Here is a 22477-nt window from a genome sequence, read left to right on the forward strand (position 1 = left end):
TTGATGCCGAAGACGGCGAACATGACCGGGAAGACGTACATCAGCATCTTCTGCTGCTGCATGAACGGCGTCTTCACCGTGGTGTCGACGTTCTTCGTCATCAGCTGGCGCTGCGTGTAGAACTGCGACGCCGACATCAGGACGATCATGACCGCGGTGACGACCCGGACGTCCGTGAGGGAGGCGCCGAGGGCCTCCACCTTCGACGAGCCGTCCGTGAACTTCGCGGCGAGCGGTGCCCCGAAGATGTGGGCCTTACGGGCGCTGGCGAGCAGCGACTCGTTGATGACGCCGATCGTCGAGCCCGTCGCGATGCCGTTGAGCACGTGGTACAGGGCGAAGAAGAACGGAGACTGCGCCAGGATGGGAAGGCACGAGGAGAGCGGGTTGGTACCCGACTCCTTGTACAGCTTCATCATCTCTTCGGACTGGCGCTGCTTGTCGTTCTTGTAGCGCTCCTGGATCTTCTTCATCTCGGGCTGGAGCGTCTGCATGGCCCGGGTCGCCTTGATCTGCTTCACGAAGAGCGGGATCAGGCAGATGCGGATCAGGATCACCAGGGACACGATGGACAAGCCCCAGGCCCATCCCGTGTCGGGACCGAAGATCTTCCCGTACACGGAGTGGAACTGGACGATGACCCACGAGACGGGTGTCGTGATGAAGCTGAACAGGCTGGCAATCGTGTCCACTAATCATGCTCCTTGGGCATGGGACGAAGTCTCTGCGGCCGGGCTCGAAGGAAGCTCGGAGGGAGTCTTCTCCTCGGTGGCCGGTTCGGCGGCGGAGGGCCCGCCCCTGCGTGCACGCCAGGCGTCACGCAGCATTTCGTGCCACCGCGGGCGCTTGCGCGGCGGAACATGGTCCACACCGCCGAGCGACCACGGATTGCACCGCAGGATGCGCCAGGCCGTGAGTGCCGTGCCCTTGATCGCACCGTGCCGGTCGATGGCCGTGTAGCCGTAGTGGGAGCACGACGGGTAGTACTTGCATACCGGGCCCAGCAGTGGACTGATCGTCCACTGGTAGAGCTTGATCAGAGCCAGCAGCGGGTACTTCATCGCGCGCCCCCTCCCAGCAACCGCTCGATGGCGGCATCCAGGTCTCGGGCCAGCTGTGCATGGTCGGCGTCGCCCGCTCCGGGCAGCGCTCGTACGACTACCAGGCTACCGGGGGGAAACAGGGTGACTCGCTCACGCATCAGATGACGCAGTCTGCGCTTCACTGTGTTGCGCACAACCGCGCCACCCACGGCCTTGCTCACGACGAAACCCGCACGCGTCGGGGGAGCGCTCTCCCCAGGCGCGTGCGGGTCCGTGGCACCGCTTCGAAGGTGGACGACGAGGGACGGGCGGCCTGCCCGGCGCCCTCGTCGTACCGCGGTCGCGAAGTCCTCGCGCCGCCTCAGCCGGTTCTCGGTGGGCAGCACGACGTCATGACCTGATCGGGATCAGGCGGACAGGCTGGCGCGACCCTTGGCACGACGGTTCGCGAGAATCGCGCGGCCGGCACGGGTACGCATCCGCAGACGGAAGCCGTGGGTCTTCGCGCGACGACGGTTGTTCGGCTGGAAGGTGCGCTTGCTCACTCGGGGGCTCCAGAAATCAAATCGGTGGTGGCGGGTGCCGTCCTGGCTGTCACCGTGCGCCCACGAGTAGCTCGCATCACGCCCGAGTGCACCGCTTCCCGATCACCTTCAGCGATCTGTGCCCATCGGAGGCAGGCGGCAGCAGCCATCGACAACTCGACCTGGTTACGGTACGCGGGGCTACGCCATTCGGTCAAACCAGCAGTGACCGAGAGACACTATCCACAGCCTGGGGACAACAACTTGAACCGCAGCCGCCACGCTGACTACCGTGGCTGAACTCCGATTCGTTCCTTTATCCCCGCCCGACCTGATTTTCATCCCGACCCGTCCCCGAACCACACGTTCGTGGGACCTGTGAGAGAGCGTGCCCTGTGGCTGACGTACCTGCCGATCTTGCCGCAGTGTGGCCACGAGTACTGGAGCAGCTCCTCGGTGAGGGCCGCGGACAGGGTGTGGAGGCGAAGGACGAACACTGGATCAGGCGCTGCCAGCCGCTCGCGCTGGTCGCCGACACCGCTCTCCTCGCCGTACCGAACGAATTCGCGAAGAACGTACTGGAGGGCCGTCTCGCACCGATCGTCAGCGAGACCCTGAGCCGCGAGTGCGGGCGCCCCATCCGGATCGCGATCACCGTGGACGAGTCCGCCGGCGAGCCCCCGGCCCCGCCGGCGCCCCCCGTACAGAAGCAGCGCTACGACGAGCCCGAGCCCCCGTCCTCGCAGTACGGCGGAGGGTACGGCCGGCACCGCGCCGAACAGCTGCCGGACCAGGGCGGCCGCGACCAGCTGCCCACCGCCCGCCCCGCCTACCCCTCCGAGTACCAGCGCCCCGAGCCCGGTGCCTGGCCGCGCCCCGGACAGGACGAGTACAGCTGGCAGCAGCAGCGGCTGGGCTTCCCGGAGCGCGATCCCTATGCGTCGCCGCCCCAGGACGCCTACCGCTCGGACGGCTACGGGGACTCGTACGGCCAGGAGTACCGCCCGCAGCAGCCGCTGGACCGGCCGTCGTACGAGCAGCAGCGCGCGGAGTACGAACCGCCGCGCCCCGACTACGACCGGCCCGACTACGACCGCTCCGACTACGAGCGGCCCGCGCACGACCGGCCTGCTCCCCACGACCGGCCCGACTACGACCGGGACTCCGGGCGCCGTGAGCTGCCCGAGCCCCCGGGCGGGGCGGGCCAGGGGCACCGGGGCGGTCCCGGGCGGCCGGACCTGCCCAATCTCCCGAACATGGCGAGCGCCGGCGGGCCCGGGCCACTGGGCGCGAAGCCCGCGCCGGCCGGCGGCCCCGGTGAGCCGACCGCCCGCCTGAACCCCAAGTACCTCTTCGACACGTTCGTCATCGGCGCGTCCAACCGCTTCGCGCACGCGGCCGCGGTCGCCGTCGCCGAGGCGCCCGCGAAGGCGTACAACCCCCTGTTCATCTACGGGGAGTCGGGGCTCGGCAAGACGCACCTGCTGCACGCGATCGGGCACTACGCGCGGAGCCTCTACCCGGGCACGCGGGTGCGGTACGTGAGCTCGGAGGAGTTCACCAACGAGTTCATCAACTCCATCCGCGACGGCAAGGGCGACAGCTTCCGCAAGCGCTACCGCGAGATGGACATCCTGCTCGTCGACGACATCCAGTTCCTGGCGGACAAGGAGTCGACGCAGGAGGAGTTCTTCCACACGTTCAACACGCTCCACAACGCGAACAAGCAGATCGTGCTCTCCAGCGACCGGCCGCCCAAGCAGCTGGTCACGCTGGAGGACCGGCTGCGGAACCGGTTCGAGTGGGGACTGATCACCGATGTCCAGCCGCCCGAGCTGGAGACGCGGATCGCGATCCTCCGCAAGAAGGCAGTGCAGGAGCAGCTGAACGCTCCGCCGGAGGTGCTGGAGTTCATCGCCTCCCGCATCTCGCGCAACATCCGGGAGCTGGAGGGCGCGCTGATCCGGGTGACGGCGTTCGCGTCGCTCAACCGGCAGCCGGTCGATCTCGGGCTGACCGAGATCGTGCTGAAGGATCTGATCCCCGGCGGGCAGGACTCCACGCCGGAGATCAGCGCCACGGCCATCATGGCGGCGACCGCGGACTACTTCGGGCTCACCGTCGAGGACCTGTGCGGGAGCTCGCGCGGGCGCCAGCTGGTCACGGCGCGGCAGATCGCGATGTACCTGTGCCGGGAGCTGACGGATCTGTCGCTGCCGAAGATCGGGGCGCAGTTCGGGAACCGGGACCATACGACCGTGATGCATGCCGACCGGAAGATCCGGGCGCTGATGGCGGAGCGGCGGTCGATCTACAACCAGGTGACGGAGCTGACGAACCGGATCAAGAACGGGTAGCTGTAAGGCCCTCCAGGCGCCCTTGGGAGAGATCCCGGGGGCGCCTTTTGGCGTCCTGGGGCGGGCCGGGAGTGGGTCACTGCCGGCCCGGTGGGGGCTGGTCGCGCAGTTCCCGGCGCCCCCGAGGGGCGCTCAAGCAAGGTCCGCTGTTCGATTACCGGCCCGGTTACGGGCGTCCTCCACAGATTTGCCGACTTTCTTGCGTCCACACCCTGGGGACTGTGAAGTTGTCCCGAACGTCGTCCACAGGCTGAGGGGCGAAACGGCATCAGGGCAGCTCAGGTGGCTGTGGAATCGTGGACGACGGATCTCCACAGTCTGTGGACGAAGAAGTGATCCACAGACTGTGGACGAAGTTGTCCACCGGTCGCCCACAGGCTGAGGGGCTGTTGTCCCCAGCGATCCCCAGCTTCTCCACACCGCTGTCCACTGTTCGGCAACGTGACGCGCCCCCTCACTGTCTCGAGTGAAAGGCGTCACACAAAGGTGCCGGGTTGGGCTGTGGGAAAGGCGGGTAAAGCTGGGGACGGCGTTGGGGAGAAGTCCCCTGAGGCTGTGCACGGTGTGTGCAGAACTTTCTGTTCTCCACAGAGACACCTAGTTGTCCACCGGTCCCGCCCACAGGGGCAGTGGACAAAATCTCCGCCCTGAGCTGGGCAAACGAGGTTATCCACGGTATCCACAGCCCCTACTACTACTGACAACTAGAGAGAGCTCGGAATCCGTTTCGAAGAGGGCCCTGTGCACAACTCGCTCTCCGGCCTCTGACCGCGCCTCGTCACGACTTGACCCCGAGAGGCACCAGCTGTCAGTGAGGTGCGTCAGACTGGTCCCGGTGTCCTTCCCCTCTCCGAGGCCGACGACACCGGGACAGACGACGAAGACGCAGCAGGGCGAGAAGCCCCGGCAACAGCAGGAGGCGGGCTTAGGGTGAAGATCCGGGTGGAACGCGACGTACTCGCGGAGGCAGTGGCCTGGGCTGCGCGCAGCCTCCCGGCCCGTCCGCCGGCGCCGGTCCTCGCCGGCCTGCTCCTGAAGGCCGAGGACGGCCAGCTGAGCCTGTCCAGCTTCGACTACGAGGTCTCCGCGCGGGTCAGCGTCGAGACCGAGGTCGAGGAGGAGGGCACGGTCCTCGTCTCCGGCCGGCTGCTCGCCGACATCTGCCGTGCGCTCCCCAACCGGCCGGTGGAGATTTCCACAGACGGTGTACGGGCCACGGTGGTCTGTGGATCGTCCCGGTTCACACTGCACACCCTCCCGGTGGAGGAGTACCCGTCCCTGCCGCAGATGCCGAACGCGACGGGCACGGTGCCGGGCGAGGTCTTCGCCTCCGCGGTCTCCCAGGTGGCCATCGCCGCCGGGCGTGACGACACGCTGCCGGTGCTGACCGGTGTGCGGATCGAGATCGAGGGCGACACGGTCACCCTGGCCTCCACCGACCGCTACCGCTTCGCGGTCCGTGAGTTCCTGTGGAAGCCGGAGAACCCGGAGGCCTCCGCGGTCGCCCTGGTGCCCGCCAAGACGCTCCTGGACACCGCCAAGGCCCTCACGAGCGGCGACAGCGTCATCCTGGCGCTCTCCGGATCGGGCGCGGGCGAGGGACTCATCGGTTTCGAGGGCGCCGGTCGCCGTACGACCACGCGGCTGCTCGAAGGCGACCTGCCGAAGTACCGCACGCTGTTCCCGACCGAGTTCAACTCCGTCGCCGTGATCGAGACCGCCCCCTTCGTGGAGGCCGTCAAGCGCGTCGCCCTGGTCGCCGAGCGGAACACGCCGGTGCGGCTCAGCTTCGAGCAGGGCGTGCTGATCCTGGAGGCCGGTTCCAGCGACGACGCACAGGCTGTGGAAAGGGTTGACGCGCAGCTGGAGGGCGATGACATCTCGATCGCCTTCAACCCGACGTTCCTGCTGGACGGCCTGAGCGCGATCGACTCGCCGGTGGCCCAGCTGTCGTTCACGACCTCCACGAAGCCGGCGCTGCTCAGCGGCAAGCCGGCGGTGGACGCCGAGGCGGACGAGGCGTACAAGTACCTGATCATGCCGGTGCGGCTCAGCGGCTGAGTCTGTCCACAGCTGTGCACGGCGCCGGGTGCCCCCTGTGGGTACCCGGCACCGTGGCCCGGTGGGTTCCCCCAGGTGAGCGGCTATGCCCACAACTGTGCGCAAAGGGCCGGGATTAGGCTCGGACGCGGGCACGAACGTGCCTCTCCTGCCACACCGCAACCTAAGGAACCAACTGATGGAGCTCGGTCTCGTCGGCCTCGGCAAGATGGGCGGCAACATGCGCGAGCGGATCCGCCGCGCGGGCCACACCGTCGTCGGATACGACCGCAACCCGGACCTCGCCGATGTCCACAGCCTGGAAGAGCTTGTGGGCAAGCTCAACGGGCCGCGCGTGGTGTGGGTGATGGTCCCGGCCGGGGCGCCGACCCAGTCCACGATCGACGAGCTGGCCGAGCTGCTGGAGCCCGGTGACGTGGTCGTCGACGGCGGCAACTCCCGCTGGACGGACGACGAGAGGCACGCCGAGGAGCTGGCCGCCAAGGGCATCGGCTTCGTCGACTGCGGGGTCTCCGGCGGCGTCTGGGGCCTGGAGAACGGCTATGCGCTGATGTACGGCGGCGCCGCCGAGCACGTCGAGAAGGTCCGGCCGGTCTTCGACGCGCTCAAGCCCGAGGGCGACTTCGGTTCGGTGCACGCCGGCAAGGTCGGCGCGGGCCACTTCGCGAAGATGGTCCACAACGGCATCGAGTACGCGATGATGCAGGCCTACGCTGAGGGCTGGGAGCTCCTGGAGAAGGTCGACTCCGTCACGGACGTGCGCGAGGTCTTCCGCTCCTGGCAGGAGGGGACGGTCATCCGTTCCTGGCTGCTCGACCTCGCGGTGAACGCCCTCGACGAGGACGAGCACCTGGACAGGCTGAAGGGTTTTGCACAGGACTCCGGCGAGGGCCGGTGGACCGTGGAGGCCGCCATAGACAACGCGGTGCCGCTGCCCGCGATCACCGCCTCGTTGTTCGCGCGGTTCGCCTCCCGGCAGGACGACTCGCCGCAGATGAAGATGATCGCCGCGCTGCGCAACCAGTTCGGCGGCCACGCCGTAGAGGCGAAGTAGTACCGAGTACCGAGAAGCAGTACCGAGCAGAGACGAAGCAGCAGGTCACGGGGAGGTCGGCGAAACACCCATGCACGTCACGCATCTGTCGCTGGCCGACTTCCGCTCCTACGCCCGGGTCGAGGTCCCGCTCGACCCGGGCGTCACCGCCTTCGTCGGCCCCAACGGCCAGGGCAAGACCAACCTCGTCGAGGCCGTCGGCTATCTCGCCACCCTCGGCAGCCACCGGGTCGCCAACGACGCTCCCCTGGTCCGCATGGGCGCCGACCGGGCGGTCATCCGGGCCCAGGTCCGGCAGGGCGACCGGCAGCAGCTGGTCGAGCTGGAGCTCAACCCCGGCAAGGCCAACCGTGCCCGCATCAACAGGTCCTCGCAGGTCAGGCCGCGTGACGTGCTGGGGATCGTACGGACCGTGCTGTTCGCACCCGAGGATCTCGCGCTGGTGAAGGGCGATCCCGGCGAGCGGCGGCGGTTCCTGGACGAACTGGTCACGGCCCGTTCACCGCGGATGGCCGGTGTGCGGTCCGACTACGAGCGGGTGCTCAAGCAGCGCAACACCCTGTTGAAGACCGCCGCCCTCGCCCGGCGGCACGGCGGCCGCTCCATGGACCTGTCCACGCTCGACGTGTGGGACCAGCACCTGGCGCGGGCCGGCGCCGAGCTGCTCGCCCAGCGGCTCGACCTGGTCGCCGCGATCCAGCCCCTGGCGGACAAGGCGTACGAGCAGCTGGCGCCGGGCGGCGGTCCCGTCGCGCTGGAGTACAAGCCGTCGGCGCCCGGCGAGGCGCACACGCGCGAGGACCTGTACGGGCAGCTGACGGCGGCCCTGGCCGACGCCCGCAAGCAGGAGATCGAGCGGGGCGTGACGCTGGTCGGCCCGCACCGCGACGACCTGGTCCTCAAGCTGGGTCAGCTGCCCGCCAAGGGGTACGCCTCGCACGGTGAGTCCTGGTCGTACGCGCTGGCGCTGCGTCTCGCGTCGTACGACCTGCTGCGGGCCGAGGGGAACGAGCCGGTACTGGTGCTCGACGACGTGTTCGCCGAGCTGGACGCCCGGCGCCGGGAGCGGCTGGCGGAGCTGGTCGCGCCCGGCGAGCAGGTGCTGGTCACCGCCGCCGTGGACGACGACGTACCGCACGTCCTCGCCGGTACGCGGTACGCGGTGGCCGACGGGACGGTGGAGCGGGCATGAGCACCGACGGACCCGCGCCCAAGGACGAACCCTCCGGTGTCGACCTCGCGCGCGTGGCGCTCAGGGCGGCCAAGGAGGCGGCACGCGCGCGTGGCGACGCGGCGCAGCAGAAGAAGCAGGCGCGGCGCGGTGGTCTGCGCTCCGGCGCGCGCGCGGACGGCCGCGACCCCATGGCGCTGGGTTCCGCGATCAACCGGCTGATCACCGAGCGCGGCTGGGAGACACCGGCCGCGGTGGGCGGGGTGATGGGCCGCTGGCCGGAGATCGTCGGGGAGGACCTGGCCAAGCACTGTGTGCCGCAGCGGTACGACGAGGACGAGCGGGTGCTGGTCGTCCAGTGCGACTCCACGGCCTGGGCGACCCAGCTGCGCCACCTCGCGCCCGCGCTCGTCGCCCGCCTGAACGAGGACCTCGGGCACGGCACCGTACGGCTGATCAAGGTGCTCAATCCCGGCGGTCCGGCTCGCCGCTACGGCCCGCTGCGGGCCCCTGGGAGCACGGGTCCCGGGGACACCTACGGGTGACTTACGTCACGATCGCAGCCGGGTGCGGGGCCGTTCCAGGGCCGGCCCGGCTGATCGTCGTACGACCGCACGCGGTTGCGAATCGCGACCTGACGCCGGAGTAGCCAAGGGTTGACAGCCAGAAGCGCTGAGTGCCTCCGTGAGCCTCTTGGAGCCCCCATCTGCATATCGGGAGTCGGCACAGGCCGGTTCAGGGCGGCACATGCGGACTCAGGTACCGGCAAACCCCCATCACTGTCGGCGCTACCGGTAGACTGGGAGACAATCCCGCCCCGAACGTGGGGACCGTCCGGGAAAAGCTGAGCAACGCTGATCAAGGCTTACCAACGCAACATGCCGCAGCCGCTCCGGCAACCCGCCGACGAGCCCGGCTCGTGCTGTGCCAGAAAGGGCGCTTCGTGGCCGATTCCGGCAACCCCAACGAGAACATCCCGTCCACCGACGCCGGCGCGCACGGTGAGGCCGCTGGTTCTGGCGCAGCCTCCGCCTCGTACGACGCCAGTGCCATCACCGTGCTCGAAGGGCTTGACGCGGTCCGCAAGCGACCCGGCATGTACATCGGCTCGACCGGTGAGCGCGGCCTGCACCACCTGGTGCAGGAGGTTGTGGACAACTCCGTCGACGAGGCTCTGGCGGGCCACGCGGACACCATCGACGTGACGATCTTGGCCGACGGCGGCGTACGCGTCGTCGACAACGGCCGTGGCATCCCCGTCGGCATCGTGGCGTCCGAGGGCAAGCCGGCCGTCGAGGTCGTGCTCACCGTGCTGCACGCGGGCGGCAAGTTCGGCGGCGGCGGCTACGCCGTCTCCGGCGGTCTGCACGGTGTGGGTGTGTCCGTCGTGAACGCGCTGTCGACCAAGGTGTCCGTCGAGATCAGGACCGACGGCCACCGCTGGACGCAGGACTACAAGCTGGGCGTCCCCACGGCGCCGCTGGCCAAACACGAGGAGACCGGCGAGACGGGCACCTCGGTCACGTTCTGGGCCGACCCGGACATCTTCGAGACCACCGAGTACTCCTTCGAGACGCTGTCGCGGCGCTTCCAGGAGATGGCGTTCCTCAACAAGGGCCTGACGATCCGGCTCACCGACGAGCGCGAGCAGGCGAAGGCCGTGGCCGGCGCGGACGAGGCGGGTGCCGACGAGAAGGCCGAGGTCAAGACCGTCACGTACCACTACGAGGGCGGCATCGTCGACTACGTGAAGTACCTCAACTCCCGCAAGGGAGAAGCGGTGCACCCCACGATCATCGACCTGGAGGCCGAGGACAAGGACAAGAGCCTGTCCCTCGAGGTCGCCATGCAGTGGAACAGTGGCTACAGCGAGGGCGTGTACTCGTTCGCCAACATCATCCACACCCACGAGGGCGGCACCCACGAGGAGGGCTTCCGTGCGGCGCTCACCTCGCTGATCAACAAGTACGCGCGCGACAAGAAGCTGCTCCGGGAGAAGGACGACAACCTCACCGGTGACGACATCCGCGAGGGTCTGACCGCGATCATCTCGGTCAAGCTCAGCGAGCCGCAGTTCGAGGGCCAGACGAAGACCAAGCTGGGCAACACGGAGGCCAAGACCTTCGTGCAGAAGGCGGTCTACGAGCACCTGAACGACTGGCTGGACCGCAACCCGGTGGAGGCGGCGGACATCATCCGCAAGGGCATCCAGGCGGCCACCGCGCGCGTGGCGGCCCGCAAGGCCCGCGACCTCACCCGCCGCAAGGGCCTGCTGGAGAGCGCCTCGCTGCCGGGCAAGCTCTCCGACTGCCAGTCGAACGACCCCACCAAGTGCGAGATCTTCATCGTCGAGGGTGACTCCGCCGGCGGCTCGGCCAAGTCCGGCCGCAACCCGCAGTACCAGGCGATCCTCCCGATCCGCGGCAAGATCCTCAACGTCGAGAAGGCGCGGATCGACAAGATCCTGCAGAACCAGGAGATCCAGGCGCTGATCTCGGCCTTCGGCACCGGTGTGCACGAGGACTTCGACATCGAGAAGCTCCGCTATCACAAGATCATCCTGATGGCGGACGCCGACGTCGACGGCCAGCACATCAACACCCTGCTGCTGACCTTCCTGTTCCGCTTCATGCGCGACCTGGTGGAGCAGGGTCACGTGTACCTGTCCCGTCCCCCGCTCTACAAGATCAAGTGGGGCCGGGACGAGGTCGAGTACGCCTACTCCGACCGCGAGCGCGACGCCCTGCTGGAGCTGGGCCGTCAGCGCGGCAAACGGGTCAAGGAGGACTCGATCCAGCGCTTCAAGGGTCTCGGCGAGATGAACGCCGAGGAGCTGCGCGTGACCACCATGGACGTCGACCACCGGGTCCTCGGCCAGGTCACCCTCGACGACGCCGCCCAGGCCGACGACCTGTTCTCGGTCCTGATGGGCGAGGACGTCGAGGCCCGCCGCCAGTTCATCCAGCGCAACGCCAAGGACGTCCGCTTCCTCGACATCTGAGTCGGTCTCAGCTGACCGCACCAGGAAGGATCTTCACCAGCAATGGCCGACGAGAACACTCCTGTCACCCCTGAAGAGGGCGGCGACGTCGTGATGCGCATCGAGCCCGTCGGGCTCGAGACGGAGATGCAGCGTTCGTACCTCGACTACGCGATGTCCGTCATCGTGTCCCGTGCGCTGCCCGACGTCCGCGACGGTCTCAAGCCCGTCCACCGCCGCGTGCTGTACGCGATGTACGACGGCGGCTACCGCCCCGAGCGCGGCTTCTACAAGTGCGCCCGTGTCGTCGGCGACGTCATGGGCAACTACCACCCGCACGGCGACTCCTCCATCTACGACGCCCTGGTCCGCCTGGCCCAGCCGTGGTCGATGCGGATGCCGCTCGTCGACTCCAACGGCAACTTCGGCTCCCCGGGCAACGACCCGGCGGCCGCCATGCGGTACACCGAGTGCAAGATGGCGCCGCTGTCGATGGAGATGGTCCGCGACATCGACGAGGAGACCGTCGACTTCACGGACAACTACGACGGCCGCTCCCAGGAGCCGACCGTCCTGCCCGCACGGTTCCCGAACCTGCTGATCAACGGCTCCGCCGGGATCGCGGTCGGCATGGCGACCAACATCCCGCCGCACAACCTGCGCGAGGTCGCCGCCGGTGCGCAGTGGTGCCTGGAGAACCCGGAGGCCTCGCACGAGGAGCTCCTGGACGCGCTGATCGAGCGGATCAAGGGCCCCGACTTCCCGACCGGCGCCCTCGTCGTCGGCCGCAAGGGCATCGAGGAGGCGTACCGCACCGGCCGTGGCTCGATCACCATGCGCGCGGTCGTCGAGGTCGAGGAGATCCAGAACCGCCAGTGCCTGGTGGTCACGGAGCTGCCGTACCAGGTGAACCCCGACAACCTCGCGCAGAAGATCGCCGACCTGGTGAAGGACGGCAAGGTCGGCGGCATCGCGGACGTCCGGGACGAGACCTCGTCGCGGACCGGACAGCGCCTGGTCATCGTCCTCAAGCGGGACGCGGTCGCCAAGGTCGTCCTCAACAACCTGTACAAGCACACCGACCTGCAGACCAACTTCGGCGCCAACATGCTGGCCCTGGTCGACGGTGTGCCGCGCACCCTCTCCCTGGACGCGTTCATCCGGCACTGGGTGACGCACCAGATCGAGGTCATCGTCCGCCGTACGCGCTTCAGGCTGCGCAAGGCCGAGGAGCGGGCGCACATCCTGCGCGGTCTGCTGAAGGCGCTGGACGCGATCGACGAGGTCATCGCACTCATCCGGGCCAGCGACACGGTCGAGATCGCGCGCACGGGCCTGATGCAGCTCCTGGAGATCGACGAGATCCAGGCCAACGCCATCCTCGAGATGCAGCTGCGGCGGCTGGCCGCCCTGGAGCGCCAGAAGATCATCCAGGAGCACGACGAACTCCAGGCGAAGATCACCGAGTACAACGCGATCCTCGCCTCGCCGGTCCGCCAGCGCGGCATCGTCAGCGAGGAGCTGGCCGCGATCGTCGAGAAGTACGGCGACGACCGCAAGACCATGCTGGTGCCCTACGACGGTGACATGTCCATCGAGGACCTGATCGCCGAGGAGGACATCGTGGTCACCGTCTCGCGCGGTGGCTACGTGAAGCGGACCAAGACGGACGACTACCGGGCGCAGAAGCGCGGCGGCAAGGGCGTGCGCGGTACGAAGCTGAAGGAAGACGACATCGTCGACCACTTCTTCGTCTCGACGACGCACCACTGGCTGCTGTTCTTCACGAACAAGGGCCGGGTGTACCGGGCGAAGGCGTACGAGCTGCCGGACGCCGGCCGGGACGCGCGCGGTCAGCACGTGGCGAACCTGCTGGCCTTCCAGCCGGACGAGGCGATCGCCGAGATCCTCGCGATCCGCGACTACGACGCGGCGGACTACCTGGTGCTCGCCACCAAGGCCGGTCTGGTCAAGAAGACGCCTCTGAAGGATTACGATTCGCCCCGCTCCGGCGGTGTCATCGCGATCAACCTGCGGGAGCGCGAGGACGGTTCCGACGACGAACTGATCGGTGCCGAGCTGGTTTCGGCGGAGGACGATCTGCTTCTGATCAGCAAGAAGGCACAGTCGATCAGGTTCACCGCCTCCGACGACACTCTGCGACCCATGGGCCGGGCCACCTCCGGTGTCAAGGGCATGAGTTTCCGTGAGGGGGATGAACTTCTGTCGATGAATGTTGTTCGACCCGGTACGTTCGTGTTCACTGCCACCGACGGGGGGTACGCGAAGCGGACCCGTGTCGACGAGTACCGCGTCCAGGGCCGCGGCGGCCTCGGTATCAAGGCCGCCAAGATCGTGGAGGACCGCGGTTCACTGGTCGGCGCGCTGATCGTCGAGGAGAACGACGAGATCCTCGCCATCACCCTGTCCGGCGGTGTGATTCGCACGCGAGTCAGCGGGGTCAGGGAGACGGGCCGTGACACCATGGGCGTACAACTGATCAACCTGGGCAAGCGCGATGCCGTCGTCGGTATCGCACGTAACGCCGAGGCCGGCAGCGAGGCGGAGGAAGTCGACGGCGAGGACGCCGTGGACGAGACCGCCGAGGGTGTCGCGACCAGCGGCACGGACGAGGGTGAGGCGCCCTCGGCCGAGTAGGCACGAGGAGTGAGTCATCGTGAGCGGAGCCACGGGCGCCGGATCGGCCGGTACCTCGACGGGTACGGATGCGGACGGCGGCGGCCGTGGCTCCGCCGCGTCCGAGGGGAGCGGTGCGCCGCAGCAGGCGGACACGCACACGACCCAGCTGAAGGCCATCAAGGCGCCCGCCAAGGCGCCCGCGTCCGACGCACAGGGACCGCAGGGGGGATCCGTGACCGACACCCGAGGGACGGCCGCGCCGGGCGACCGGCCGGCGCCCGCCCAGCAGCAGGGGGCTTCCCCGCTGCCCGGGGAACGGCGAGCCGAGCAGCCCGCCGGGCCCTACCACCCGCCGCAGGCCTACCCGGCGGCGCAGGCCGCCCAGGCGCCCGCGGGGGGCGTACGACGGCCGCGTACGGGCGCCGCGGGGGCGCGCACCGCGCCGCGCACCCGCAAGGCCCGGCTGCGGGTCGCCAAGGCCGATCCCTGGTCGGTGATGAAGGTCAGCTTCCTGCTCTCCATCGCGCTGGGCATCTGCTCGATCGTGGCGGCGGCGGTGCTGTGGATGGTCCTGGACGCGATGGGTGTGTTCTCGACGGTCGGCGGCACGATCTCGGAGGCGACCGGTTCGAACGAGTCGAACGGCTTCGACCTCCAGGCGTTCCTGTCCCTCCCGCACGTCCTGATGTTCACGGCGATCATCGCCGTCATCGACGTCGTCCTCGCGACGGCGCTGGCGACCCTCGGCGCGTTCATCTACAACCTCTCCGCGGGCTTCGTCGGCGGCGTCGAGCTGACCTTGGCCGAGGACGAGTAACCACGGTCCAAACCTCTCCTTGCGATCCCCCGACAACCGATTTTGGGACTGCCCCGGTCGTGCGCTAATCTTCAGGAGTCAGCGCGCGGGACATACACCGCAGAGCGCGGCGGGGCTATAGCTCAGTTGGTTAGAGCGCATCCCTGATAAGGATGAGGCCACAGGTTCAAATCCTGTTAGCCCCACCAGCGAAAAGACCCCCGGATCATCGGTCCGGGGGTCTTTTGACACCAGTGGTTGACACCAACGGCGACGATCAGCCGATGAGCGGATCTTCCAGCAGCTCGGCGAGCATCGCGACGGCTTCCCGCTCACTGTCGCCCACCACGTGCGTGTACACGTCCATGGTCATGCTGATCTGGCTGTGCCGGAGGATCGCCTGAGCCACCTTGGGGTGCACCTTCAGGAAGGCGAGCAGGGTCCCGCAGGTGTGCCGGGCGAGCCGGACTGTGATGCGGCGGACCCCAGCGCGCTTCACGAGCCGCCCGAAGGTCCGGGAGAAGCCCACCGGATCGAGCATGCCGCCATGCTCGGACGAGAAGATCAGGTCTTGATCCGGCTCCTGAGCCCAGTGCTCACCGGCGATCTTCCGTTCCAGCTCTTGCAGCTCCCGCCGCTCTTCCAGGGCACGGGCGCAGAACTCCGGCATGGGGAGCACCGCCTGTGACGACTCGGTCTTGAGATCCTTGAGGACCAGACCGACGCCCTTCTCGCGCTGCACCTGCTTGACCGGCGTGAACTGCCTCCCCTCGAAATCGACGTCCTGCCAGCGCAGACCCAGCACCTCGCTACGGCGGAGACCGAGCACCAGCACGAGCACGCAGGCCGCGTAGAGACGGTGCGCACGGGCCGCGCGAAGGAACGAGACCGCCTCACGGGCGTTCCACGCCGTGCCCTTGTCTTTGCTGACCTTGGGCATGTCGACCAGGAGAGCGACGTTGCGCGTCAGCAGCTCTTCGCGGATGGCACGGTTGAGGGCGTTCCGCAGCACACGCAGCACCTCGAACCGCGTGGGCGCCGGCACCTTGTCGCGCTTCAGCGTGGCCATGAAGGCGCGGACCTGAGCAGGAGTCAGCTTGACCAGCGACTTCTTACCGAGGTGCGGCATCAGGTACAGCCTGACCTTGGATTCGTACTTGACGTACGTGTTGTGCTCGGAGTCCGGCTCAACGATGTGCTCCAGCCAGTAGGCCAGCCACTCCCCGAGCGACCAGGACCGGGACGGCACCGGGACGCCGTTACGTTCCTGGTCCTGGAGCTTGCCGAGCTTCTCGTTCGCCTCGTCCCAGGTGGCGCCATACACGGTCTTACGGACGCGGTTGCCGTCCGTGTCGGTGACGTACGCGCGGCCCATGTACCGGCCGTCCGTGCGCTTTGAGATCGTGCCGCCGCCGTTGGGGCGCCTCTTGGTCATCGGTCGCCCCGTTCGATCTGCCTGCGGATGAAGTCCCCGACCGAGTCAGCCGGGATGCGACGGCAGCCGTCGACTTTGATCGAGACCAGGCGGTGAGTACGGATCAGGTCGTAGACCTTGGTCCGGCCGACCTTGAGACTGGCCATGACCTCCGGCACGGTCAGCAACTCGGGGGCGGCGGTGGTCATGTGGCGGCTCCTTCCAGGTTGAGGAGGGCGGGTAGTTCCTCGCGGGCGGTCTCGCGGTTGAGCTGGATCTCCCGGCGGATGTTGGCGGCAAGCCAGGATTCGCCGGGGGTGTGGCCGTGGCCGGCGTAGGTCCAGTGGGCGAGGGTGAGCGTGGTTGCCTCCGTGTCGTCGGGATCAGGCAGGCCAAGGGCTTCGCGTTGCTGGGCGGCGCGGTAGTCGGCACGGGTCTGGCGGAGGGCGCCGAGGGTGGTGGAGTAGCGGCGGGATTTGGTGGAGAAGTGGCCGCGGAAGCCGAGCATGTGAGCCCAGTCGCGAAGCTTCCGGTCCGGGTAGAGGGCGTGCAGGTCGAGGCACGCGGCGATGAGCCGGGCGGGGTGGTCGGGGACGCCGAGCAGGACCAGGGCCTCTTTGTTGCCGATGCGGCGGTCGACGGTGCCGGTGGTCTCGGCGGCCTTGGTGGCGTACTTGGCGACGTAGGAGGCGACGGCCTGTTCGGTGATCTCTTCGCCGTGGCCGAAGGCGCCGATCGGCTGGACGTCGAGCTGCATGCCCCAGCGCAGCAGGCGGGCGGGCTGGTCTCCCGCGGGCGGTACGTCGACGGCGACGCGGGTGGCGGCGGCACGGATGGCGTCGGTGAGGACGTCGAGGGTGGCCCAGGCCGGCGGCGGGCTGTCGGGTCCGTCAGGACCGTCGAAGCGGATCACGGCGTGGAAGTGGACGGCGCCGCGCTTCTGGTACTCGGCGACCTTGCCGAAGGCCACCCGGGACTGTTCACGAGCCTCTTTCTGGGTGAGGCCGACGCGGCGCGCGATCTCGCGGCGGAGGTAGATCGTGAAGTACCGCCACAGGTCGGAGGCGTGGTTGTTCCACAGCACGGCGCCGGCGTAGTCGTATGTCTCGGGGTCGAGCGGTGTGCCGAGTTCGGGCGCGTCCTCACTGTGGCGGGTGCCGCAGCGGCAGGGCCGGTTGCCGGGGCGGTTGTGGACCGGGCCGAACGAGGGCGCGGTGAGGGTGGCGAAGACCCGCGGGTGATCCCGGATGGTCTCGGGGGTGCCCTTGGCGGGGTCGCCGACGAGGCCGGCGCGGATCAGGTGGTAGGTGTCGCCGGCGTAGGTCCAGGCGCAGGCGGGGCAGCGGGACGCGCGACGGTTTCCGCACGCGATCCGCAGCCGGCCGCCGGGTTCGTTGTCGGTGTCGTAGCGGTGGAGGATCTGGCCGGTGGTGCGGTCGCGGGTGACGGTGGAGCCTTGCAGGTGGATCGGGTCGGAGCAGCCGCCCGTGCGCCGGATCTGCTCTTGGACGCGGTCGAAGCCGGCGGACCCGGCCAGCCTCAGCAGATCGGTGAGGGTGGCCGGGTCCTCCAGGCCCGCCATGGTGGCGGTGTCGGTCACGTGGTCACCGGCCCTTCCGGTGAGCCGGGCCGTGGTTGTCGGTGTAGTCCTGGACGAGGGCTTTGACGTCATCGTTGCCGTTGGCGTGGTCCTCGGCTCCGCAGCCGCCGCACAGGTAGTCCGCCTGGGAACTCGTGTACTTCGTGCCGCCGCGGACGCGCAGGCCGGGGAAGTCTTCGGTCGGCCGCAGGTCGGAGGGGAGCTTGGGCATGCCGGTCACCTTCCGACCCGGATGAGCGCCGGGGCCGGGGTGGTGGTGCCGGTGCCGTGGCAGGCCGGGCAGTCGACACGGAGGATGGTGCGGGTACCGTCCGGGTTGCGGGTGCCGGTGGTGATGGCGACGAGGGGGAAGCCGTCGCAGTCGCGGCAGACGTGCAGGTTCGGGGCGTTCCGGGGCATGATGAGGCTTCCCTTTCGGGTCCGTTGGATCTGGAAGTGGGTTGAGGCGCCCGGAGCGGCGGAAGTTTGGCGACCGAGGCCGCTCCGGGGGCCGTTAGCGCTGGTTGTTGAGGTCCTTCAGCAGCGACTTGAGGACGACCGCGACCAGTGCCACCGAGACGGCGGTGATGGCGACGGCGAGGAGCATGGAGACCAGGACCGCGCCGACGACCAGGACCACGGCGCCACCGCCGGCCGCGAGGGCGAGCGCCGAGCCAGGGGTGAGCTGAACCGTCGGCCGGACCGGGGCCGCGGGGGCGACCGGAGCCGGAGCGGGCGCGGCCGGGACGACGGGCGCCGGGGCGGAGGTCTGGGGCGCGGTGGGTACCGGGGCCGGGGCGGTGTCCGGGGTGGGGTACTTCGGGGTGAACATCGGTGGATCTCCCTTCGAGGTCAGACGCAGGTGTGAGTGCGGGCGGCGAGTTCGGCGGCGGACCGGTCGAAGTGCTCGGTCGAGAAACCGCACTTGGGGGCGGTGCAGGCGGTGATGTGTTTGGTCTGGCCACGGCCGTTGTTGTACGTGGCGACCTTGACCGGGCCGATGCGGATCACGTCGTAGAAGCGGTTCGGGCGCATCGGTCAGCTCTCCTGTCGGAGGCTGTGTCCGGGGAATTCGGCCAGGATGCGGGCGGCTTCTTTTGGGTCCGGGGTGCGGTCGGCGGCTTCCTCGGCCAGCATCCGGGCCAGGGCGGGGCGGCCGGAGTCGGCCATCTCGCGGGCCGCGTCGAGGTAGTCGGACGGGCGGTCGAACGTGTGCATGGTGGAACCTCCTTGTCTGTCAGGTGAGTTGGGCGACGATGGCGCCGGCGAGGTCTTCCGGGACGCCGAGGCGGGCGCGCAGCGTGGCCGCGTCGATGTCGGCTCCGGTGCGGGCACGGTGTTCGGTGGCGACCTTGCGGGCGTGGTCGATCAGGGCTGGAGGCACGCTCACAGCGGTCTTGGGCAGCGCCGGGACGGGATGCGCTTCGGGGATCTCGGGAGCCGGTTCGGGTGCCTCGGAGCGGTCGACCTCGACCACCGGGCGGGGCATCGGTTCCTCCTCGCGGTCCGAGGCGGGTGCCGGGTCCGGGGTGTGGTCGGTGTGCTGGTGGGCGAGGAGCGTGCCGCCGAGGAAGGCCAGGGCAGGCCAGCCGGCGACGCCCAGGCGGAGCAGGGCGGGCGGATGGTTCATGTCGAGGAAGCCGGCCGTGGCGATGTTCGCGCCGAGGGATGCGACCAGGGCGACCAGGAACCAGACCCAGGCCAGCCGGGACCGCTGCGCCCGCAGCCGACGCCACGCGGCGACCAGCAGCAGGTCAACGCTGATCGGGTAGGCCCAGGCCTTCCACCCGGTCTGCCCGGCGGCTTGGGCAAGGTCGTGCAGGTGGGCGAAGGACAATGCCCCGGCGATCACGGCCTGCACCAACACGGCATCTGGACGGATCGAGGACTTCATGTCTTCACCTCCTTCAGGGCTGGTTGGCGGGGGCTTCGCCGGAGCCGAGGCAGTTCAGGCACAGGCCTGTCTGCTGGCCGACCGTGCGATGCCTACGGCCGACCCGGACCGTGCGGGAGACCTCACCCGTGCCCTTGCAGACCTGGCACGGCTCGGGCTCGGGCTCGGGGTTCTTCGTGGTGGCCATCGGTGATCTCCTTTCGGGTTTGGGCATGGCTCGGGTAGGGACCTGGCGCGAGGCGGTCGCGCCGACCGGGTAAAGCGGGGATTACTCGGTGACCGGCTCCGGGATCACCAGCGCGGGAGCCTTGACCGGCTCGCTGCGGACCACGGGCCGGAACGGGTCCAGGAACGGCAGGTCCGGGGTCAGATCAGCGAAGTCACGGCAGACGGCCGCCGCCTCGTCGGGGGTGATCTCGGGGGTGCGGATCCGGGACCAGCCACCGGAGGTGTCACCGGCCACCGCGACACCGGGACGATCCGCCCGGATCCCGGTCACTGCCGTCACCGCGTCCGGGGCGATGTCCCCCAGGCCCATCTCAGCGGTCTGCTTGTCGTTGACCCGGTGGACCACGCGGCCGGTGAGCTGGGCTCGCAGGGCGGTTGCGCCCCTGCCGAGGTCGGAGCCGAAGCGCTGCCCGCAGACCTCCAGGAAGATGCCGACCGCGCGGGCCATCTGGCCCAGCCGCACCAGTTGCATGACGGTGTGGTCGCGGGCCGCCTCGTCTTTCTTCGAGGTCACCAGGAACAGTTCGGCGATCTCGTCTATGAGGACGATCAGCGGCACCGGGCGGATGTTCTCCGGGAGCTTCCACAGTTCCGAGGCGCCGTGGAGGGCGAGCAGGTCGAAGCGCTCTTCCATCTCGCGCACGAGAGCATCGAACAGGAGGCCGGCGGACTGCGGATCCGTGGCCAGCGCCGACAGGCGCGGGGCGAAGTGGGACTGTTCCACACCGCGCTTGCAGTCGATCCCGACCAGGCCGACCGGCAGTTGAGCGAGCCCCGTGACCAGGTTGCGCTGATACATGGACTTGCCCGACAGGGTGGCGCCCAGGGTCAGGGCCATGGGGACCTTGCGGTAGTCCCGCTCGTACACCGAGCCGTCTTCGCGCAGCGCGACCGGGACGACCAGGTCACGGGGCTTGGCGGTACGGGGCATGCGGACCCGGTTGAGGACGTCGTAGCCGGTCATCCGCAGTTCGACATAGCCGGGCTTGGTGTCGGACACGGTCACCGACCGCACCCCGAAGGCGTGCCGGAGCCGCTCCGAGGACGCGGCGATGTCTGCCGGTTCCAGACCGGCCGGGAGGCGCAGGGTGACCAGGAGTCCGGTCGAGGTGCCCCGGACCCGGCGGATCTTCGGCGGGACCGGTCGCACCTCGGAGTGGGCGATGTTGCGGGTCATGAAGGCCCGCAGGCGGGACGGCTGCACCGTCAGCCCGCAGACTTCCATGGTCGAGCCGTAGGTGAAGGTGAAGCGGCCCCAGGTGACCGGCAGGCCGACCAGCGACCAGTACACGCGCGGGGCGCGGACCTTCGCGTAGCCGAGCCCGCCGGCACCGGCAGCGACGCTGCCCAGTTCCAGCCAGGGCGTGACGTCGGTCATGGTCAGGCCCCCAGCGGGGTGACCGCGACCGCGCGGAACGAGATCCCGTGGCGCTTCTCGCCGTTGAACGTGTTCTCCCAGTCGCGGGCCTTGAGGCCGGTCACGGCGACCATGGTGCCCGGCGCGAGTCCCTCCGGGAGTCCGGTCTCCGGGACGGTGACCTGGTAGAGGTTGCCCTCCCCCTCGTCCGAGACCAGCAGGCCCACGGTGGACATGCCGATGTTGGGGTTGTCCCGGTCCACGGCACGCTCACCGGTCCGCTTGTTGACCATCTTCGGTTCCGGCGCGGTCGCCACGAACACCACAGCGGTCGAAAGGTCGACCTTGAAAGACGGCATGAGCACATCCCTCGTTTCGGGAGATCGCCCGGTGCGACCTCTCTAGACATCTCCATTGGAGCGCAACCTGTATAGAGACGTCAAGGGAATCTGTATAGAGATGTTGGCCGGGCGCGATTCGGGCTACACGCACGGGGTGCGCCTGGAGCCGCACGGGTGCGAGGGTAGATACATGCCCTAGGCTGTCTAGAGAAGAGAGGAGGGCTTCCGAATGGCCACCACCGACGACGACCGTCGGCCGAAGTACCAGCGGATCGCAGACTCCCTGCGCGAGGCGATCCAGTCGGGCGAATACGGTCCCGGTGATCGGCTTCCGGGAGAGAACGAGCTGATGGCCGTGCATGGCGTGGCTCGTATGACGGCCCGTCAGGCATTGGGCGTGCTCAAGGATGAAGGCGTTGCCGAGGCCCGCAAGGGCGCCGGCGTCTTCGTCCGGTCCTTCCGACCGCTGCGGCGCCGAGGTATCCAGCGGCTTTCCGAGGAACAGTGGGGTACCGGTCGATCCATCTGGGCGGCCGACACCGAGAGCCGGACGCTCGAAGTGGACCAGGTGGCGGTGTCAGAGGAAGCGGCCCCGGAGAACATCGGGCGCGTACTTGATCTGGCCGACGAGGAGACGGTGTGCGTCCGCCGGCGGCGGTACGTCCTGGATGGGAAGCCCGTGCTGCTGGCGACCAGTTATCTCCCCACATCAGTGGTGGGAGGTTCCGCCATCACGCACGAGGATCCTGGGGCAGGTGGGATCTATGCCCGCCTTGCCGAACTCGGCTACAAGCCGGTGCACTTCCGCGAAGAGATCCGCTCGCGCATGCCCTCGAAGGATGAGGCGTCGCAGTTGGGCATCTCCTCCGGCACGCCCGTCATCCTGATCTGCCGAACCGCATTCGCGGACGAAGGGCGCCCGGTCGAGATCAACGAGATGACCTTGGACGCGGCCTCTTACATTCTGGAGTACGACTTCGACGCGTAGGCCGACGCGGATCTTGTCACAGGTTTCTCTACCTCATCAAGGGCCCGCGC

Annotated in this window: 25 protein-coding genes and 1 tRNA gene; 10 read left to right on the forward strand and 16 right to left on the reverse strand. The window is 68.7% G+C overall.

The features are described from left to right. The 4 genes from yidC to rpmH all read right to left on the reverse strand — a co-directional run. On the reverse strand, nt 1-692 hold a 692-nt coding region (gene yidC, locus JF597_RS46845), incomplete at its 3' end, for a membrane protein insertase YidC (protein ID WP_294011401.1). A gap of 3 nt (nt 693-695) precedes the next feature. Beyond that, nucleotides 696-1061 (reverse strand): membrane protein insertion efficiency factor YidD, encoded by a 366-nt coding sequence (gene yidD / locus JF597_RS46850; RefSeq protein ID WP_294011403.1) that lies wholly within the window; start codon nt 1059-1061, stop codon nt 696-698. Then, entirely contained in the window at nt 1058-1429 is a 372-nt protein-coding gene (gene rnpA / locus JF597_RS46855) for a ribonuclease P protein component (protein ID WP_294011405.1), read from the reverse strand. The genes yidD and rnpA overlap by 4 nt, the downstream gene beginning before the upstream one ends. A gap of 21 nt (nt 1430-1450) precedes the next feature. Beyond that, nucleotides 1451-1588, reverse strand: a complete 138-nt coding sequence (gene rpmH / locus JF597_RS46860) for a 50S ribosomal protein L34 (protein WP_015659252.1) — start codon at nt 1586-1588, stop codon at nt 1451-1453. Between the two features lie 374 nt (nt 1589-1962). Between rpmH and dnaA the strand changes: the two genes are divergently transcribed. The 9 genes from dnaA (at nt 1963) to JF597_RS46905 (ending at nt 14835) form a co-directional block, all read left to right on the forward strand. Next, a complete protein-coding gene (gene dnaA / locus JF597_RS46865) occupies nt 1963-3924 on the forward strand; it encodes a chromosomal replication initiator protein DnaA (protein WP_294011417.1) in 1962 nt (653 codons plus the stop codon). A 930-nt stretch (nt 3925-4854) separates the two neighbouring features. Beyond that, a complete protein-coding gene (gene dnaN, locus JF597_RS46870) occupies nt 4855-5985 on the forward strand; it encodes a DNA polymerase III subunit beta (RefSeq protein ID WP_189262851.1) in 1131 nt (376 codons plus the stop codon). A gap of 178 nt (nt 5986-6163) precedes the next feature. Further along, complete coding sequence (gene gnd, locus JF597_RS46875; RefSeq protein WP_294011421.1) at nt 6164-7039, forward strand: phosphogluconate dehydrogenase (NAD(+)-dependent, decarboxylating); 876 nt, start codon at nt 6164-6166, stop codon at nt 7037-7039. A 70-nt stretch (nt 7040-7109) separates the two neighbouring features. Continuing rightward, a complete protein-coding gene (gene recF / locus JF597_RS46880) occupies nt 7110-8231 on the forward strand; it encodes a DNA replication/repair protein RecF (protein WP_294011423.1) in 1122 nt (373 codons plus the stop codon). Next, nucleotides 8228-8755: a DciA family protein gene (locus JF597_RS46885; protein ID WP_294011425.1), complete on the forward strand. Its 528-nt coding sequence runs from the start codon at nt 8228-8230 to the stop codon at nt 8753-8755. The genes recF and JF597_RS46885 overlap by 4 nt, the downstream gene beginning before the upstream one ends. 374 nt (nt 8756-9129) lie before the next feature. Beyond that, nucleotides 9130-11211 carry a DNA topoisomerase (ATP-hydrolyzing) subunit B gene (gyrB, locus tag JF597_RS46890; protein WP_294011427.1) on the forward strand — a complete coding sequence of 694 codons (2082 nt, stop codon included), beginning with the start codon at nt 9130-9132 and terminating at the stop codon, nt 11209-11211. A gap of 42 nt (nt 11212-11253) precedes the next feature. Then, nucleotides 11254-13848, forward strand: a complete 2595-nt coding sequence (gene gyrA / locus JF597_RS46895; RefSeq protein WP_294011429.1) for a DNA gyrase subunit A — start codon at nt 11254-11256, stop codon at nt 13846-13848. A 19-nt stretch (nt 13849-13867) separates the two neighbouring features. Then, nucleotides 13868-14647 (forward strand): DUF3566 domain-containing protein, encoded by a 780-nt coding sequence (locus JF597_RS46900; RefSeq protein WP_294011431.1) that lies wholly within the window; start codon nt 13868-13870, stop codon nt 14645-14647. Between the two features lie 111 nt (nt 14648-14758). Further along, nucleotides 14759-14835 (forward strand) — tRNA-Ile (locus JF597_RS46905). 68 nt (nt 14836-14903) lie between these two features. Here the strand turns inward: JF597_RS46905 and JF597_RS46910 are convergent. From JF597_RS46910 to JF597_RS46965, 12 genes are all read right to left on the reverse strand, one after another. After that, nucleotides 14904-16061 (reverse strand): site-specific integrase, encoded by a 1158-nt coding sequence (locus JF597_RS46910; RefSeq protein WP_294011433.1) that lies wholly within the window; start codon nt 16059-16061, stop codon nt 14904-14906. After that, nucleotides 16058-16249 carry a helix-turn-helix domain-containing protein gene (locus JF597_RS46915; RefSeq protein ID WP_294011435.1) on the reverse strand — a complete coding sequence of 64 codons (192 nt, stop codon included), beginning with the start codon at nt 16247-16249 and terminating at the stop codon, nt 16058-16060. The genes JF597_RS46910 and JF597_RS46915 overlap by 4 nt, the downstream gene beginning before the upstream one ends. Next, nucleotides 16246-17640: a replication initiator protein RepSA gene (repSA, locus tag JF597_RS46920; protein WP_294011437.1), complete on the reverse strand. Its 1395-nt coding sequence runs from the start codon at nt 17638-17640 to the stop codon at nt 16246-16248. The genes JF597_RS46915 and repSA overlap by 4 nt, the downstream gene beginning before the upstream one ends. 4 nt (nt 17641-17644) lie before the next feature. After that, nucleotides 17645-17851, reverse strand: coding sequence for a hypothetical protein (locus JF597_RS46925; protein ID WP_294011439.1), 207 nt, complete (start codon nt 17849-17851; stop codon nt 17645-17647). A gap of 5 nt (nt 17852-17856) precedes the next feature. Further along, entirely contained in the window at nt 17857-18039 is a 183-nt protein-coding gene (locus JF597_RS46930; protein WP_294011441.1) for a hypothetical protein, read from the reverse strand. 94 nt (nt 18040-18133) lie between these two features. Further along, the gene (locus JF597_RS46935) at nt 18134-18451 is read right to left on the reverse strand and encodes a SpdD protein (protein ID WP_294011443.1); all 318 of its coding nucleotides are present in this window, start codon (nt 18449-18451) and stop codon (nt 18134-18136) included. Nucleotides 18452-18471: 20 nt separating this feature from the next. Then, the gene (locus JF597_RS46940) at nt 18472-18654 is read right to left on the reverse strand and encodes a mobile element transfer protein (protein ID WP_294011445.1); all 183 of its coding nucleotides are present in this window, start codon (nt 18652-18654) and stop codon (nt 18472-18474) included. Nucleotides 18655-18657: 3 nt separating this feature from the next. Further along, entirely contained in the window at nt 18658-18837 is a 180-nt protein-coding gene (locus JF597_RS46945; protein ID WP_294011447.1) for a hypothetical protein, read from the reverse strand. A gap of 19 nt (nt 18838-18856) precedes the next feature. Then, nucleotides 18857-19513, reverse strand: coding sequence for a DUF2637 domain-containing protein (locus tag JF597_RS46950; protein ID WP_294011449.1), 657 nt, complete (start codon nt 19511-19513; stop codon nt 18857-18859). A 13-nt stretch (nt 19514-19526) separates the two neighbouring features. Next, complete coding sequence (locus JF597_RS46955; RefSeq protein WP_294011451.1) at nt 19527-19700, reverse strand: hypothetical protein; 174 nt, start codon at nt 19698-19700, stop codon at nt 19527-19529. An 81-nt stretch (nt 19701-19781) separates the two neighbouring features. Next, complete coding sequence (locus JF597_RS46960; RefSeq protein ID WP_294011453.1) at nt 19782-21119, reverse strand: FtsK/SpoIIIE domain-containing protein; 1338 nt, start codon at nt 21117-21119, stop codon at nt 19782-19784. Between the two features lie 2 nt (nt 21120-21121). Beyond that, nucleotides 21122-21457, reverse strand: coding sequence for a hypothetical protein (locus JF597_RS46965; protein ID WP_294011455.1), 336 nt, complete (start codon nt 21455-21457; stop codon nt 21122-21124). A gap of 211 nt (nt 21458-21668) precedes the next feature. On the opposite strand from JF597_RS46965, the gene JF597_RS46970 reads away from it, so the two are divergent. Next, complete coding sequence (locus JF597_RS46970) at nt 21669-22427, forward strand: GntR family transcriptional regulator (protein ID WP_294011457.1); 759 nt, start codon at nt 21669-21671, stop codon at nt 22425-22427. Nucleotides 22428-22477: the final 50 nt, after the last annotated feature.

This window comes from Streptomyces sp. (assembly GCF_019510245.1).
Lineage (GTDB): Bacteria > Actinomycetota > Actinomycetes > Streptomycetales > Streptomycetaceae > Streptomyces.

Excerpts from the sequence above, each read along its gene's own strand:
- yidD (WP_294011403.1), bottom strand. The coding sequence starts at position 1,061 with ATGAAGTACCCGCTGCTGGCTCTGATCAAGCTCTACCAGTGGACGATC.
- gnd (WP_294011421.1), top strand. The coding sequence starts at position 6,164 with ATGGAGCTCGGTCTCGTCGGCCTCGGCAAGATGGGCGGCAACATGCGC.
- recF (WP_294011423.1), top strand. The coding sequence starts at position 7,110 with ATGCACGTCACGCATCTGTCGCTGGCCGACTTCCGCTCCTACGCCCGG.
- JF597_RS46885 (WP_294011425.1), top strand. The coding sequence starts at position 8,228 with ATGAGCACCGACGGACCCGCGCCCAAGGACGAACCCTCCGGTGTCGAC.
- gyrA (WP_294011429.1), top strand. The coding sequence starts at position 11,254 with ATGGCCGACGAGAACACTCCTGTCACCCCTGAAGAGGGCGGCGACGTC.
- JF597_RS46910 (WP_294011433.1), bottom strand. The coding sequence starts at position 16,061 with ATGACCAAGAGGCGCCCCAACGGCGGCGGCACGATCTCAAAGCGCACG.
- JF597_RS46915 (WP_294011435.1), bottom strand. The coding sequence starts at position 16,249 with ATGACCACCGCCGCCCCCGAGTTGCTGACCGTGCCGGAGGTCATGGCC.
- JF597_RS46925 (WP_294011439.1), bottom strand. The coding sequence starts at position 17,851 with ATGCCCAAGCTCCCCTCCGACCTGCGGCCGACCGAAGACTTCCCCGGC.
- JF597_RS46930 (WP_294011441.1), bottom strand. The coding sequence starts at position 18,039 with ATGCCCCGGAACGCCCCGAACCTGCACGTCTGCCGCGACTGCGACGGC.
- JF597_RS46935 (WP_294011443.1), bottom strand. The coding sequence starts at position 18,451 with ATGTTCACCCCGAAGTACCCCACCCCGGACACCGCCCCGGCCCCGGTA.
- JF597_RS46940 (WP_294011445.1), bottom strand. The coding sequence starts at position 18,654 with ATGCGCCCGAACCGCTTCTACGACGTGATCCGCATCGGCCCGGTCAAG.
- JF597_RS46945 (WP_294011447.1), bottom strand. The coding sequence starts at position 18,837 with ATGCACACGTTCGACCGCCCGTCCGACTACCTCGACGCGGCCCGCGAG.
- JF597_RS46950 (WP_294011449.1), bottom strand. The coding sequence starts at position 19,513 with ATGAAGTCCTCGATCCGTCCAGATGCCGTGTTGGTGCAGGCCGTGATC.
- JF597_RS46955 (WP_294011451.1), bottom strand. The coding sequence starts at position 19,700 with ATGGCCACCACGAAGAACCCCGAGCCCGAGCCCGAGCCGTGCCAGGTC.
- JF597_RS46960 (WP_294011453.1), bottom strand. The coding sequence starts at position 21,119 with ATGACCGACGTCACGCCCTGGCTGGAACTGGGCAGCGTCGCTGCCGGT.
- JF597_RS46965 (WP_294011455.1), bottom strand. The coding sequence starts at position 21,457 with ATGCCGTCTTTCAAGGTCGACCTTTCGACCGCTGTGGTGTTCGTGGCG.
- JF597_RS46970 (WP_294011457.1), top strand. The coding sequence starts at position 21,669 with ATGGCCACCACCGACGACGACCGTCGGCCGAAGTACCAGCGGATCGCA.